Source organism: Pseudomonas sp. SP16.1 (assembly GCF_052682975.1).
The window spans coordinates 1,522,597-1,537,420 of sequence record NZ_JBQYFZ010000001.1; the positions used below are offsets into that span (position 1 = coordinate 1,522,597).

The 14,824-nt window shown below is 67.3% G+C and carries 12 protein-coding genes; 6 read left to right on the forward strand and 6 right to left on the reverse strand.

All coding sequences use genetic code 11. The features are described from left to right. Positions 1–3 precede the first annotated feature (3 nt). The 6 genes from ACUTAF_RS07410 to ACUTAF_RS07435 all read right to left on the reverse strand — a co-directional run bounded on the left by ACUTAF_RS07410 (position 4) and on the right by ACUTAF_RS07435 (position 8,926). Entirely contained in the window at positions 4–1,959 is a 1,956-nt protein-coding gene (locus ACUTAF_RS07410) for an acetoacetate--CoA ligase (protein ID WP_445579364.1), read from the reverse strand. 208 nt (positions 1,960–2,167) lie between these two features. Further along, positions 2,168–3,067, reverse strand: coding sequence for a hydroxymethylglutaryl-CoA lyase (locus ACUTAF_RS07415; protein ID WP_445579365.1), 900 nt, complete (start codon positions 3,065–3,067; stop codon positions 2,168–2,170). A gap of 138 nt (positions 3,068–3,205) precedes the next feature. Then, complete coding sequence (locus tag ACUTAF_RS07420) at positions 3,206–5,143, reverse strand: acetyl/propionyl/methylcrotonyl-CoA carboxylase subunit alpha (RefSeq protein WP_445579366.1); 1,938 nt, start codon at positions 5,141–5,143, stop codon at positions 3,206–3,208. Next, positions 5,140–5,940 (reverse strand): gamma-carboxygeranoyl-CoA hydratase, encoded by an 801-nt coding sequence (locus ACUTAF_RS07425; protein ID WP_445579367.1) that lies wholly within the window; start codon positions 5,938–5,940, stop codon positions 5,140–5,142. The genes ACUTAF_RS07420 and ACUTAF_RS07425 overlap by 4 nt, the downstream gene beginning before the upstream one ends. Positions 5,941–6,049: 109 nt before the next feature. Next, positions 6,050–7,657 (reverse strand): carboxyl transferase domain-containing protein, encoded by a 1,608-nt coding sequence (locus ACUTAF_RS07430; protein ID WP_445579368.1) that lies wholly within the window; start codon positions 7,655–7,657, stop codon positions 6,050–6,052. A 105-nt stretch (positions 7,658–7,762) separates the two neighbouring features. Further along, positions 7,763–8,926: an isovaleryl-CoA dehydrogenase gene (locus ACUTAF_RS07435; RefSeq protein WP_445579369.1), complete on the reverse strand. Its 1,164-nt coding sequence runs from the start codon at positions 8,924–8,926 to the stop codon at positions 7,763–7,765. Positions 8,927–9,136: 210 nt separating this feature from the next. Here ACUTAF_RS07435 and ACUTAF_RS07440 point away from each other — a divergent pair, with 210 nt between their 5' ends. From ACUTAF_RS07440 to ACUTAF_RS07465, 6 genes are all read left to right on the forward strand, one after another. Then, positions 9,137–9,718 (forward strand): peroxidase-related enzyme, encoded by a 582-nt coding sequence (locus ACUTAF_RS07440; protein ID WP_445579370.1) that lies wholly within the window; start codon positions 9,137–9,139, stop codon positions 9,716–9,718. A gap of 290 nt (positions 9,719–10,008) precedes the next feature. After that, positions 10,009–10,782: an ABC transporter ATP-binding protein gene (locus ACUTAF_RS07445; RefSeq protein WP_445579371.1), complete on the forward strand. Its 774-nt coding sequence runs from the start codon at positions 10,009–10,011 to the stop codon at positions 10,780–10,782. Next, positions 10,779–11,501 (forward strand): ABC transporter ATP-binding protein, encoded by a 723-nt coding sequence (locus ACUTAF_RS07450; RefSeq protein ID WP_021442393.1) that lies wholly within the window; start codon positions 10,779–10,781, stop codon positions 11,499–11,501. The genes ACUTAF_RS07445 and ACUTAF_RS07450 overlap by 4 nt, the downstream gene beginning before the upstream one ends. A 93-nt stretch (positions 11,502–11,594) precedes the next feature. Continuing rightward, a complete protein-coding gene (locus tag ACUTAF_RS07455; protein WP_445579372.1) occupies positions 11,595–12,809 on the forward strand; it encodes an ABC transporter substrate-binding protein in 1,215 nt (404 codons plus the stop codon). Between the two features lie 61 nt (positions 12,810–12,870). After that, positions 12,871–13,758 (forward strand): branched-chain amino acid ABC transporter permease, encoded by an 888-nt coding sequence (locus tag ACUTAF_RS07460; RefSeq protein WP_445579373.1) that lies wholly within the window; start codon positions 12,871–12,873, stop codon positions 13,756–13,758. Positions 13,759–13,760: 2 nt separating this feature from the next. After that, positions 13,761–14,765 carry a branched-chain amino acid ABC transporter permease gene (locus tag ACUTAF_RS07465; protein WP_445579374.1) on the forward strand — a complete coding sequence of 335 codons (1,005 nt, stop codon included), beginning with the start codon at positions 13,761–13,763 and terminating at the stop codon, positions 14,763–14,765. Positions 14,766–14,824 lie beyond the last annotated feature (59 nt).

The following is a 14,824-nucleotide window of genomic DNA, read 5'->3' on the forward strand; positions in this document are numbered from 1 at the left end:
CGCTCAGCACTGCAGTTGCGGCAGGTCGCGGAACAGCTCCAGCGCCTGCGGGTTGGCCAGGGCGTCGGTGTTCTTCACCGGGCGCCCGTGAACGACGTTGCGCACCGCCAGCTCCACCAGCTTGCCGCTGATGGTGCGGGGGATATCGGCCACGGCAATGATCTTCGCCGGGACGTGACGCGAGGTGGTGTTGCTCAGGATCACCCGGCGGATTTCGGCCTGCAGCGCCTCGTCCAGTTCGACGCCCGCGCGCAGGCGGACGAAAAGGACCACGCGCACGTCGCCGCCCCAGTCCTGGCCGATGGCGATGGATTCGAGCACCTGCGGCACCTTCTCCACCTGGCGGTAGATCTCCGCGGTGCCGATCCGCACTCCGCCCGGATTCAACACTGCGTCGGAACGGCCATGGATCACCAGGCCACCGTGTGCGGTGATCTCGGCGTAATCGCCGTGGGCCCAGACGCCGGGGAAGGTGGCGAAGTAGGCGGCGCGGAATTTCTCGCCGCCTTCGTCGTTCCAGAAGCCCAGCGGCATCGAGGGAAAATGCCGGGCGCAGACCAGCTCGCCTTTCTCGCCGACGACCGCCCGGCCGCTCTCGTTCCACACCTGAACGTCCATCCCCAAGCCCTTGCACTGCAGCTCGCCGCGCCATACCGGCAGGGTCGGGTTGCCGAGGGCGAAACAGGAGACGATATCGGTGCCGCCGGAGATCGACGACAGGCACAGCTCTGCCTTGAAGTCGCGATAGACGAAGTCGAAACTCTCGTGGGCCAGCGGCGAGCCGGTGGAGAGGATGGTCTTGAGCCGTTCCAGGCGGTGCGTTTCGCGCGGCCTGGCGCCAGCCTTCTGCAGTGCGGCGAGGTACTTGGCGCTGGTGCCGAAGATGCTGATGCCCTCGGCGTCGATCAGCTCCAGCAGGCGTTCGGGCCCCGGATGGAAGGGCGAGCCGTCGAACAGCACCAGGGTGGCGCCGAGGGCCAGGCCGGAGGCCAGCCAGTTCCACATCATCCAGCCGCAGGTGCTGTAGTAGAACAGGCAGTCATCGGCCGTCAGGTCGGTGTGCAGGCCGAGTTCCTTGACGTGCTGCAGCAGGGTGCCGCCCACGCCATGGACGATGCACTTGGGCACGCCGGTGGTGCCGCTGGAATAGAGGATGTACAGCGGCTGGTCGAAGGGAACCTGGGTGAAAACTGGCTCGCCGCCGGGCCGGTAGACGTCCTGCCATAGCGCCACTCGGGCCTGGGTGCTGAAGTCGGCGGGCTTCGCCTCGGGCCGGGAATAGGGCACGACGATGAGTTGCTCCAGACTCGGCAGGCGTTCGAGGATTTCACCCAGCTTGGCGGTCAGGTCGAGGTTCTTGCCGGCGTAGCGGTAGCCGGCGGCGGCGATCAGCACCTTGGGTTCGATCTGGCCGAAGCGGTCGATCACCCCCTGGGTGCCGAAGTCCGGCGAGCAGGACGACCAGGTGGCGCCGAGGCTGCTGACGGCGAGCATGCCGACCACCGTCTGCCAGGTGTTGGGCATAAAGGCCGCGACCCGGTCGCCGAGGCCTACGCCGGCGTCACGCAGGCTGCGCTGCAGGCCGGCGACGTGCTCGGCCAGCTCCAGGTAGCTGAGCTGCTCGCGACTGCCGTCTTCGCCGACGGCCACCAGCGCCGGATGCTCGTCGCGGCGGCGCAGCAGCTGTTCGGCGAAATTCAGCCGGGCGCCGGGGAACCAGTCGGCATCGGGCATCACCGGGCCCTCGCGCAGTACCCGCTCGGCAGGCGTGCTGAAGCGGATCTCGAAGAACTCGACTATCGCCTGCCAGAAGGCCTCGCGCTGTTCGATGCTCCAGGCGTGCAGGGCCGGATAGTCGGCCAGCTCGAGGCCGTGGCGCTGGTTGACCTGGCGGCGGAAGGCGTCCATGCGGCTGGCGGCGATGCGCTCGGCGGAGGGCGTCCAGAGAGGCTGCTGCATGGCCGGTCCTCGTCGTTGCTTGTGGGTACCTTCTACCCTAGCGCAAGCGAACGGGGTTGCCTTGATACGCAGCGACGCTTATCGCCACGCTGCCGACCTTTTGCCGCCGTGACGCGACCGCGGCAATTGGCGCGAAACGTAGGGTGGATCACGCTTCACCGATCCACCACAACGGTGGATGAGAAGAGCGTCATCCACCCTACGGCGCTTATCGGCTCAGGCGTGCCCGCGCCACCCGCGAGCCGTTGGCCTTGCCCAGCACCTCGCAGATGCGCTGGCCGGCGGCGATCAGTTTGTCCATGTCGATACCGGTGTCGATGCCCAGACCCTGCAGCATGTAGAGCACGTCCTCGGTGGCGACGTTGCCGGTCGCGCCCTTGGCATAGGGGCAGCCACCGAGGCCGGCGACCGAGCTGTCGAACACGTTGATGCCTTCGAGCAGGCTGGCGTAGATATTGGCCAGGGCCTGGCCGTAGGTGTCGTGGAAGTGCCCGGCCAGCAGGTGGCGGGGAATGTCGCGGCCGACCACGTTGAGCAGGTGGCGGGTCTTGCCCGGCGTGCCGGTGCCGATGGTGTCGCCCAGGGACAATTCGTAGCAGCCCATGGCGTAGAGCTCCTTGGCCACGCTGGCAACCTGGGCCGGGTCGATCTCGCCATCGTAGGGGCAGCCGAGCACGCAGGACACGTAGCCACGCACGCGGACGTTCGCTGCCTTGGCCGCGTCCATCAGCGGCACGAAGCGCTCCAGGCTCTCAGCGATGGAACAGTTGATGTTCTTCTGCGAGAAGGCCTCGCTGGCGGCGGCGAACACCGCCACCTCCTCGACCTCGGCCTGTAGCGCGGCCTCGAAGCCCTTCAGGTTCGGCGTCAGCGCGGCGTAGGTCACGCCAGGCTTGCGCTGGATGGCGGCGAACACCTCGGCGGAGCCGGCCATCTGCGGCACCCACTTGGGCGAGACGAAGCTACCGACCTCGACGTAACCGAGGCCGGCGGCGCTCAGGTCGTCCACCAGGCGCACCTTGTCGGCCACGCTGATCGGCTGTTTCTCGTTCTGCAGGCCGTCGCGCGGGCCGACTTCGACCAGGCGTACGGAGCGGGGCAGGGACATGTCGTTTCTCCGTGGGTTATCGATAGGGACAGTAGGCTTTGGGTAGAAGCGTAGGGCGGGTGCAACCCGTCAGGACGGTCTGGTGGGTTGCACATAGCCTACGCAGGATTGTCCCGAATCGGTGGGCTGAAGCCCACCCTACGGTTCTAGTTCCACCAGTACCGCGCCGTCGCTGACCAGCTCGCCTTCGCGGCAATAGATGGCCTTGACCGTACCGGCCTCGGGGGCGCGGATGCTATGTTCCATCTTCATCGCCTCCAGCACCACCAGGGCGGTGCCGGCCTCCACGACCTGGCCTGGCTCGACCAGCACGCGGACGATGCTGCCGTTCATCGGCGCGGTCAGGCCGCCGTGCTGATGATGGCTGGCCTCGGCGGCGGCGATCGGGTCGAAGCGGCTGACCGCGTGCAGTTCGCCCTGCCACTGCAGGTACAGGGTGTCGCCCTGGCGGATCGCGGGCAGGCGCTGCTGCGCCGCGCCGGGCACCAGCAGGCAGTCGCCCTGCAGCTGTGCCTGCCCGCTGGCGCGCACCTTGCGGCTGCTGCCCTGGCAGCTCAGGTGCAGCTCGATCTCCGCCGGGCCGCCGCTGCGCCAGCCGCTGCGCGCGGCCCAGGGCGAATGGGCATCGTCGGCGCGATGGCGCGCGGCTTCGCTCTGGATAAAGGCATCGGCCGCCAGCTGCCAGAAGGCCTCCGGCAGTTCGCTGACCGGCGGCAGCAGCTGCGCCTCGTGACGCGGGATAAAGCCGGTGTCCAGTTCGGCGGCGGCAAAGGCCGGGTGGGCCAGCACGCGACGCAGGAAGGCCAGGTTGGTCTTGACCCCGCCGACCAGGGTTTCGTCGAGCATGGCCAAGAGGCGCAGGCGCGCTTCCTCGCGGTTCTCGCCCCAGGCGATGACCTTGCCGAGCATGGGGTCGTAGAAGGGCGAGACCACATCGCCCTGGGCCACGCCGCTGTCGGTACGCCGGCCGGGGCCGGCGGCGGCTTCGCGGTACAACTGCAGGGTGCCGGTGGCCGGGAGGAAGTCGTGGTCCGGGTCTTCCGCGTACAGGCGCACCTCGATGGCGTGGCCGTTAAGCGGCACTTGATCCTGCGTAATCGGCAGCGCCTCGCCGCGGGCGACGCGAATCTGCCAGGCCACCAGGTCGAGGCCGGTGATCAGCTCGGTGACCGGGTGTTCCACCTGCAGGCGGGTGTTCATCTCCATAAAGAAGAAGTCGCCACGTTCGTCCAGGAGGAACTCCACGGTGCCGGCACCGACGTAGCCGATGGCCTGCGCCGCCTTGACCGCCGCCTCGCCCATGGCGCGGCGCAGTTCGGGTGACAGGCCGGGGGCGGGGGCTTCCTCGACCACCTTCTGGTGGCGGCGCTGGATCGAGCAGTCGCGCTCGTTCAGGTACAGGCAGTGGCCGTGCTGGTCGGCGAATACCTGGATCTCTACGTGGCGCGGCTTGAGTACGTACTTCTCCACCAGCATGCGCGAGTCGCCGAACGACGACTGCGCCTCGCGCTGGGCGCTGGCCAGGGCCTCGGCCAGCTCGCTTTCGCGCTCGACCACCTTCATGCCCTTGCCGCCACCGCCGGCGGCGGCCTTGAGCAGCACCGGGTAGCCGATGCGCTCGGCGGCCTGGCGGAAGGTGTCGATATCCTGCGCTTCGCCGTGATAGCCGGGCACCAGCGGTACGCCGGCGGCCTCCATCAGTGCTTTGGCCGCCGACTTGCTGCCCATGGCGTCGATGGCCGAGGCGGGCGGGCCGAGGAAGATCAGCCCGGCTTCTTCGATGGCGCGGGCGAAGCCGGCGTTTTCCGAGAGAAAACCGTAGCCGGGGTGGATGGCCTGGGCGCCGCTGGCCCTGGCCGCTTCGATCAGCTTGTCGATCAGCAGGTAGCTTTCCGCCGGCTTGGCGCCGCCCAGGTTCACCGCCAGGTCGGCCTCGCGCACGTGCCGGGCCGTGGCGTCGATGGCGCTGTGCACCGCCACGGTACGGATGCCCATGGCCTTGGCCGTGCGCATCACGCGGCAGGCGATCTCGCCGCGGTTGGCGACCAGCAGGGTGTCGATAGGCTTGAGGTTCATGCTTGTTGCTCCTGCCAGGCGGGCGTGCGTTTTTCCAGAAATGCCCGCAGGCCTTCCTGGCCCTCGGCGCTGACGCGCAGACGGGCGATGGCGTTCTCGGTATAGCGGCGCAGGGCCGGCGTCAGTTCGCCGCTGCCGACTTCGCGCAGCAGGTCCTTGCTGGCGCGCATGGCCTGCGGACTGTTTTGCAGCAGGTTGGCGATCCAGGCCTCGGCCTGGGCATCGAGCTCGGCGACCGGGCAGGCTTCGGCCAGCAGGCCCAGCTCGCGAGCGCGCAGGCCGTCGAAGCGCTCGGCAGTCAGCGCGTATCGCTTGGCCGCGCGCTCGCCCAGGGCCTGGACCACGAAGGGGCTGATCACCGCCGGGGCCAGGCCGATGCGCACCTCGGACAGGGAGAACAGGCTGTCCTCGGTGCCGATGGCCATGTCGCAGCAACTGACCAGGCCCACCGCGCCACCGAAGGCCGCGCCCTGCACCACGGCCAGGGTGGGGATCTTCAGGGCGGCCAGGTTGTACATCAGCTCCGCCAGCTCACGGGCGTCGCTCAGATTGGCGTTGTAGTCGAGCCCTGCGGCCTGCTGCATCCAGGCCAGGTCGGCGCCAGCGGAAAAGTGCTTGCCGCGGCCGCGCAGCAGCAAAAAGCGCAGGCTCTTGTCCTCGCCGACGGCGTCGAGGGCGAGGATCAGCTCGCGGATCATCGCGGCGTTGAAGGCGTTGTTCTTCTCCGGGCGGTTGAGCCACAGGGTGGCGAAACCGCGCGGGTCTTTTTCAAGCTCGATGGTGGTGAAGTCGGTCATGGTCATTCCGTAGGGGGCGCTGCGCGCACCGATACATTGGATTCGGTGTGGGAGGGGCTTTAGCCGCGACCTGTAGCGCGGTTGTCGCGGCTGAAGCCCCTCCCACGGATTACATACGGAACACGCCGAAGCGGGTCGGCTCTATCGGTGCGTTGAGGCTGGCCGACAGCGCCAGGGCCAGCACCTCGCGGGTCTGCGCCGGGTCGATCACGCCGTCGTCCCACAGCCGGGCGCTGGAGTAGTAGGCGTGCGCCTGCTTCTCGTACTGCTCGACGATGGGCTGCTTGAGGCGCTGTTCATCCTCGTCCGAATAGTGCTGACCGGCGCGCTCGGCCTGCTCGCGCTTGACCTGCACCAGCACGCCGGCGGCCTGCTGCGCGCCCATCACGCCGATCTTGGCGTTGGGCCACATCCACAAGAAGCGTGGGTCGTAGGCGCGGCCGCACATGCCGTAGTTGCCGGCGCCGAAGCTGCCGCCGATGATCACGGTGAACTTCGGCACCTGGGCGCAGGCCACGGCGGTGACCAGCTTGGCGCCGTGTTTGGCGATGCCGCCTTCCTCGTATTTCTTGCCGACCATAAAGCCGGTGATGTTCTGCAGGAACAGCAGCGGAATGCCGCGCTGGCAGGCCAGTTCGACGAAGTGCGCGCCTTTCTGCGCCGACTCCGCAAACAAGATGCCGTTATTCGCCAGGATCGCCACCGGGTAGCCGTCGATGCGGGCGAAGCCGCAGACCAGGGTGGTGCCGAACAGCGCCTTGAATTCATCGAACTGCGAGTCGTCGACGATACGCGCGATCACCTCGCGCACGTCGAACGGCTGCTTGGCGTCCGCCGGGATCACCCCGTACAGCTCCTCGGCCGGGTAGCGCGGGGCGATGGGCGCGCGGGCATCGAGCTGGCCGAGCTTGCGCCAGTTGAGGTTGGCGATGCTGCCCCGGGCCAGGGCCAGGGCGTGTTCGTCGTCGTCGGCATAGTGGTCGGCCACGCCGCTGGTCTTGCAGTGCACATCGGCGCCGCCCAGCTCCTCGGCGCTCACTACTTCACCGGTGGCGGCCTTTACCAGCGGCGGGCCGGCGAGAAAAATGGTGGCCTGGTTGCGCACCATAATGGTCTCGTCGCTCATCGCCGGTACATAGGCGCCGCCGGCAGTGCACGAACCCATCACGACTGCAATCTGGGGAATGCCCATGGCGCTCATATTGGCCTGGTTGAAGAAGATCCGACCGAAGTGTTCGCGATCCGGGAACACCTCGTCCTGGCGCGGCAGGTTGGCGCCGCCGGAGTCCACCAGGTAGATGCACGGCAGACGGTTCTCGCGGGCGATGGCCTGGGCGCGCAGGTGTTTCTTCACGGTCAGCGGGTAGTAGCTGCCGCCTTTTACCGTGGCGTCGTTGGCCACGATCATGCACTCGACGCCTTCGACCCGGCCGATGCCGGCGATCACCCCGGCGGCGGGCACCTCTTCGCCGTACACCTCGTGGGCGGCGAGCTGGCCGATTTCCAGGAACGGCGAGCCGGGATCGAGCAGGCGGTTGATGCGTTCGCGCGGCAGCAGCTTGCCGCGCGCGGTATGGCGCGCCTGGGCCTTCTCGCCGCCGCCTTCGTGCAGACGGGCGAGCAGGGCGCGCAGGTCGGCGACCTGCTCGAGCATGGCCGCGCTATTGGCGGCGAACTCCGGGGAGCGGGTATTGATCTGGGTGTGCAGGATGGCCATCAGTGACTCCGATACCGTAATCCGTAGGGTGGATGGTGCTTTATCCATCCACCGGCTTTGGTGGAAAACGCTTCGCGGTTTTCCACCCTACGTCTGGCAAACGCCTTATTTGGTCTCGTTGAACAGCTCGCGGCCGATCAGCATGCGGCGGATCTCGCTGGTGCCGGCGCCGATCTCGTAGAGCTTGGCGTCGCGCAGCAGGCGGCCGGCCGGGTATTCGTTGGTGTAGCCGTTGCCGCCGAGCAGCTGGATGGTGTCCAGGGCCATCCTGGTGGCCATCTCGGCGGTGTAGAGGATCACCGCGGCGGCGTCCTTGCGCGATTCCTCGCCGCGGTCGCAGGCCTTGGCCACGTTGTACAGGTAGGACTTGGAGGCGTTCATGCCGGCGTACATGTCGGCCAGCTTGCCCTGCACCAGCTGGAATTCGCCGATCGACTGCTTGAACTGCTGGCGCTCGTGCACGTAGGGCAGCACCACGTCCATGCAGGCGCTCATGATCCCGGTGGGGCCGCCGGAGAGCACGGTGCGCTCGTAGTCCAGGCCGCTCATCAGCACGCGCACGCCGCCGCCTTCGACGCCTAAGATGTTCTCTTCCGGCACCTCGCAGTCCTCGAACACCAGCTCGCAGGTGTTGGAGCCGCGCATGCCCAGCTTGTCCAGCTTCTGGTGGCGGGAAAAGCCCTTGAAGTCGCGCTCGACGATAAAGGCGGTCATGCCGCGCGAGCCGGCGTTGACGTCGGTCTTGGCGTAGATCACGTAGGTGTTGGCGTCCGGGCCGTTGGTGATCCACATCTTGTTGCCGTTGAGCACGTAGCGGTCGCCGCGCTTCTCGGCGCGCAGCTTCATCGACACCACGTCGGAGCCGGCGTTGGGCTCGCTCATGGCCAGGGCGCCGACGTGCTCACCGGAGCACAGCTTGGGCAGGTACTTGAGCTTCTGCTCGTGGTTGCCGTTCTTGCGGATCTGGTTGACGCACAGGTTCGAATGCGCGCCGTAGGACAGGCCGACCGAGGCGCTGGCGCGGCTGATCTCTTCCATGGCCACCACATGGGCCAGGTAGCCCATGTTGGTGCCGCCGTATTCCTCTTCGACAGTCATGCCCAGCAGGCCCATGTCGCCGAACTTGCGCCACATGTCCATGGGGAACTCGTTGTCGCGGTCGATCTGCGCGGCGCGCGGGGCCAGCTCGGCCTGGGCGAAGTGGTGGACCGCATCGCGCAGCATGTCGATGGTTTCACCGAGGGCGAAGTTGAGGCTGGGGTAGGTCATGGGGGCACCTTGATTGTCGTTATCGGCGGGGCGATGGGTACAGGTTGGCAGGTTTCGCTGCTTTACGTTAACGTAAAGGTGACTTCGCCGCCTGTCAACTCCCGCGAGCAGGCGATCCAGCGTCCCGACGCGGGCGTCTGGCCCGCTGGCGTCGGCTCGCTGGCAATAGGATCAGGCTTGCGGGACCACGACCACCATAAGGAACCTCCCATGAACGCCGCGATCAGCCGCTTTCCCATCCCCGACTCGCTCGACGAACTGCCGCAGGACCTGCGCGAGCGCATCCTCGCCGTGCAGGAAAAGGCCGGCTTCGTGCCCAACGTGTTCCTGATGCTGGCGCACCGGCCGGAGGAGTTCCGCGCCTTCTTCGCCTATCACGACGCGCTGATGACGCGTGAATCCGCCAGCCTGACCCCGGCGGAGCGGGAGATGATCGTGGTCGCGATCAGCGCCCGCCACGGCTGCCTGTACTGTGTGGTGGCGCATGGCGCGCTGCTGCGCATCTACGCCAAGGACCCGCTGCTGGCGGACCAGTTGGCGATCAACCATCGCAGCGCGGCGCTGACCGAGCGCCAGCGCTCGATGCTCGACTTCGCCCTGCACGTCGGCCTCGAGCGCGGCGGCCTCGACGACGACTGGCAGGCGCGCCTGCAGGCGGTCGGCTTCGACCTCGACGACATCTGGGACATCGGCGCCATCGCCGCCTTTTTCGGCCTGTCCAATCGCCTGGTGACCCTGGCCGGCACGCCGCCGAACGAGGAGTTCTACCTGATGGGGCGGGTGCCGCGCTGAGATCGCGGCGCCTGCCTGTCGCCGCGGTTGCGATATTTCTGCATAACCAACCAGCTTTTTTGTCCGGTATTAATTCATCCGCGCCTGCCTATACTCGGTCCCAGCTTGGCGGCCGGGTGTAGCCGCCAGCAAGCGCGGGGCAGGGTGGTGTGATCGCCTTCCCGTTTTTGCGTCCGTATGCGACCGAAAAGTCAGAATTAGACTTTTGTATGATGTTGTCGTTTACGTAAAGGTAATAACTTCTGCAGCGCCATAACCGAATAACAACAATCAAGGTTAGAGGGCTCCACATGTCACCAGAGTTCGTGTTGGAAACACGCGGCCTGACCAAGGAATTCCGCGGCTTCACCGCGGTTGATGCGGTCGATCTGCGGGTCAGGCAAGGGCATATCCATGCGCTGATCGGGCCCAACGGCGCCGGCAAGACCACGGTGTTCAACCTGCTCACCAAGTTCCTCGCCCCCAGCCGCGGCGAGATCCTCTACCAGGGCCGGCCGATCACCGGTCTCAAGCCCAACGAGATCGCCCGGCTCGGCCTGGTCCGCTCCTTCCAGATTTCCGCGGTGTTTGGTCATATGAGCGTGCTGGAGAACGTGCGCGTGGCGCTGCAGCGCAGGCTGGGCAATTCCTTTCACTTCTGGAAGTCGGAACGCAGCCTGCGCGCGCTCGACGAGCGCGCCCGGCAGATGCTCGAGGAGGTCGGCCTGCTGGAGTTCGCCGATACCCTGACCGTGGAGCTGCCCTACGGCCGCAAGCGTGCCCTGGAATTGGCCACCACCCTGGCGCTGGATCCCAGCGTGCTGCTGCTCGACGAGCCGACCCAGGGCATGGGCGGCGAGGACGTGGAGATGGTCATCGGCCTGGTGCGTCGCGCCGCGGTGGGGCGCACCGTGCTGATGGTCGAACACAACCTCAGCGTGGTCAGCCAGTTGTGCGACCGCATCACCGTGCTGGCGCGCGGCGCCATCCTCGCCGAGGGCGACTACGCCAGCGTATCGGCCGACCCGCTGGTGCGCGAGGCCTACCTGGGCAGCGAAGCGGCAGTCGCGGAGGTGCAGCCATGACCAGCCTGCACGTGCCCGAATACGAACAGCTGCGGGTCAGCGACCTGCACGCCTTCTACGGCGAGTCGCACATCCTGCACGGCATCGACCTGCTGGTGCGCCGCGGCGAGCTGGTGACTCTGCTCGGTCGCAACGGCTCGGGGCGCAGCACCACGCTGCGCGCGATCATGAACCTGGTGGGCCGGCGCACCGGCTCGATCGTGGTCAACGGCAACGAGACCCTGGGCATCGCCGCGCACCTGATCCCGCGCCTGGGTGTGGGCTACTGCCCGGAGGAGCGTGGCATCTTCGCCAGCCTCAACGTCGAGGAAAACCTGCTGCTGCCGCCCATGGTGCGCAGCGGCGGCATGAGCCTGGACGAGATCTACGAGATGTTCCCCAACCTCTACGAGCGGCGCTTCAGCCAGGGCACCCGGCTGTCCGGCGGCGAACAGCAGATGCTGGCCATGGCGCGCATCCTGCGCACCGGCGCCAACCTGCTGCTGCTCGACGAGATCACCGAGGGCCTGGCCCCGGTGATAGTGCAGAAGCTCGCCGAGGTGCTGGTCAAGCTCAAACGCAAGGGGCTGACCATCGTTCTGGTGGAGCAGAACTTCCGCTTCGCCGCGCCGCTGGCCGACCGCCACTACCTGATGGATCACGGCCAGATAGTCGAGGAGATCGCCGCCGCCGAGCTGGAGGCCAAGCAGGACCTGCTCAACCGCTGCCTAGGCGTCTAATCCGTTTCCCCGCAGTAAGCAGCACGGCGCGCTTGGGCTCGTCGGCTCGGGGTTGCTTCGCCCGTACAACAACAATAATCGGAAGGTAACCAGATGAATCCGTTCCAGAAGACTGCAAGCGTCATCCTCGCCACCAGCCTGTTCGCCGGCGCCGCCCAGGCGCAGATCAGCGACGACGAAATCCGCATCGGCTACCTGGCCGACATGTCCGGCACCTACCGCGACCTCTCCGGCCCGGGTGGCCTGGAGGCGCTGAAGATGGCCATCGAGGATTTCGGCGGCCAGGTCGACGGCAAGAAGATCGTGGTATTCAGCGCCGACGATCTGAACAAGCCGGACGTCGGCGCCAACACCGTGCGCCAGTGGGTCGATGAGCGCAACGTCGACATGGTCACCGGCATGGTCGCCTCCTCGGTGGTGCTGGCGGCGAGCAAGGTGGTCGAGCAGTCCGGCAAGCTGGCGCTGATCTCCGGTGCGGCGGCCTCCAGCCTGACCAACGAATTCTGCTCGCCCAACCATATCCACTGGACCTACGACTCCTACGCCCTGGCCAACGGCACGGCCAAGGCGGTGCTGGCCGACGGCGGCAAGAGCTGGTTCGTGCTGACTGCCGACTACGCCTTCGGCCACGCCATGGAGAACGACATCACCAAGGTGGTGGAGGGCGACGGTGGCAAGGTGCTGGGCAAGGTGCGCCACCCGTTCCCCAGCAGCGACTTCTCCTCCTACATTCTCCAGGCCCAGGGCTCGGGGGCCGACGTGATCGCCCTGGCCAACGCTGGCGCCGACACGGTCAACTCGCTGATGACCGCCAGCCAGTTCGGCGTCGCCCAGTCCGGGCAGAAGCTGGCCGGTATGGTGGTGTTTCTCAACGACATCCACGCCATGGGTCTGGACGTGACCCAGGGACTGATGCTGACCACCGGCTGGTACTGGGACATGAACGAGGACGCCCGCGCCTGGGCCCAGCGTTACCACGCGCGCTTCGGCAAGATGCCGGGCATGGTGCCGGCCGGCATCTACTCGGCCACCCTGCACTACCTCAACGCGATCAAGGCCAGCGGCAGCGACGACACGCAGACCGTGCGCGCGCAGATGGCGGCCACCCCGGTCAACGACATGTTCGCCAAGAACGGCCGTATCCGCGCGGACGGGCGCATGGTCCACGACATGTACCTGGCCCGGGTCAAGAGTCCGGCCGAGTCCAAGGGCGAGTGGGACCTGTACGAGATCGTGCGCACCATCCCCGGTGACGAGGCCTTCCGGCCGGCGGCCGAAAGCCAGTGCAAGCTGCTGGCGAAGAACTGAGCGGCGCCATCACCCGGCCGCCGGCGGCCGGGTGTCACGGACTTCCAGCGGGTGAACACTCATGACAATGGTACTCGGCATCCCCCTGAGCGTGCTGCTCGGCCAGCTGCTCCTGGGCCTGATCAACGGCGCCTTCTACGCCCTGCTCAGCCTGGGCCTGGCGATCATCTTCGGCTTGCTCCGCATCATCAACTTCGCCCACGGCGCGCAGTACATGCTCGGCGCCTTCGCCGCGGTGCTCGGCCTGGGCTACCTGGGCGTCAACTACTGGGTCGCCCTGGTACTGGCGCCGCTGCTGGTCGGCGCCCTCGGCATGGCGATCGAGCGCGGCCTGCTGCGGCGCATCGCCGGGGAGGATCACCTCTACGGCCTGCTGCTGACCTTCGGCCTGGCGCTGATCGTCGAGGGCAGCTTCGTCAAGCTGTTCGGCGTTTCCGGCTTGTCCTACCCGATGCCGGAGCAACTCAAGGGCGGCTACAACCTCGGCTTCATGTTCCTGCCCACCTACCGCGCCTGGGTGGTGGTGGCGGCGGTGCTGGTGTGCCTGGGCACCTGGTACATGATCGAGCGCACCCGACTCGGCTCCTACCTGCGCGCCGGCACCGAGAACCCCAAGCTGATGCAGGCCTTCGGCATCAACGTGCCGCTGCTGATCACCCTGACCTACGGCTACGGCGCGGCACTGGCGGCCTTCGCCGGGGTGCTGGCGGCGCCGATCTACTCGGTCACCCCGACCATGGGCGCCAACCTGCTGATCGTGGTGTTCGCCGTGGTGGTGATCGGCGGCATGGGCTCGATCATGGGCGCCATCGTCACCGGCCTGGCCATGGGCCTGATCGAGGGGCTGACCAAGGTGTTCTACCCCGAGGCGGCCAATACCATCGTGTTCCTGGTGATGGTGCTGGTGCTGCTGACCCGTCCCGCGGGACTCTTCGGTAAGGAGGCATGAGCATGACCAGTCTGCAGATCAAGCCGGCGCCGGTGGCGCAGCCACCGCGGGCTGTGCGCGAGCGCCGCCATGCCGCCGCGCGGCGCCAGCGCTGGTTCTACCTGGCGCTGCTGGGCGTCGCCCTGGTCGCGCCGCTGGCGGTGTACCCGGTGTTCCTGATGAAGCTGCTGTGCTTCGCCCTGTTCGCCTGCGCCTTCAACCTGCTGCTCGGCTACGCCGGCCTGCTGTCGTTCGGCCATGCGGCGTTCCTCGCCACCGGCGGCTACGTCACCGGCTATCTGCTCAGCCAGCACAGCGGGCTGGGCACCGAGCTGGGCATCCTCGCCGGCACCCTGGCTTCGACCCTGCTCGGGCTGGGCTTCGGCCTGCTGGCGATCAGACGCCAGGGCATCTACTTCGCCATGATCACCCTGGCCCTGGCGCAGCTGGTGTTCTTCCTCTACGTCCAGGCGCCGTTCACCGGCGGCGAGAACGGCCTGCACGGGGTGCCGCGCGGCAAGTTGCTGGGGCTGTTCGACCTGAGCGACAACCTGACCCTGTACTACTTCGTGCTGGCGGTGTTCGTCTTCGGCTTCGCGGTCATCCAGCGCACCATCCACTCGCCCTACGGCCAGGTGCTCAAGGCGATCCGCGAGAACGAACCGCGGGCTGTCTCGCTCGGCTACAACGTCGATGCGCACAAGCTGCTGGCCTTCGTCCTCTCCGCCGCGCTGACCGGCCTGGCCGGCGCCACCAAGACCGTGGTGTTCCAGCTCGCCTCGCTGACCGACGCGCACTGGCACATGTCCGGCGAGGTGATCCTGATGACCCTGCTCGGCGGCGTCGGCACGCTGCTCGGTCCGCTGGTCGGGGCCGGCGTGGTGGTCACCCTGCAGAGCTACCTGTCCAACGGCCCGCTGGGCGAATGGGTGCATGTGATCCTCGGGGTGATCTTCGTCATCTGCGTGCTGCTGTTTCGCGTCGGCATCGTCGGCTGGGTGCTCAAGCTGGCCCGCCGCAACTTCTAGCCACACGCCCGTAGCGCTCACGGCGCGGACGTCGGTCCGCGGCGCGGGCCTGCGTTCGC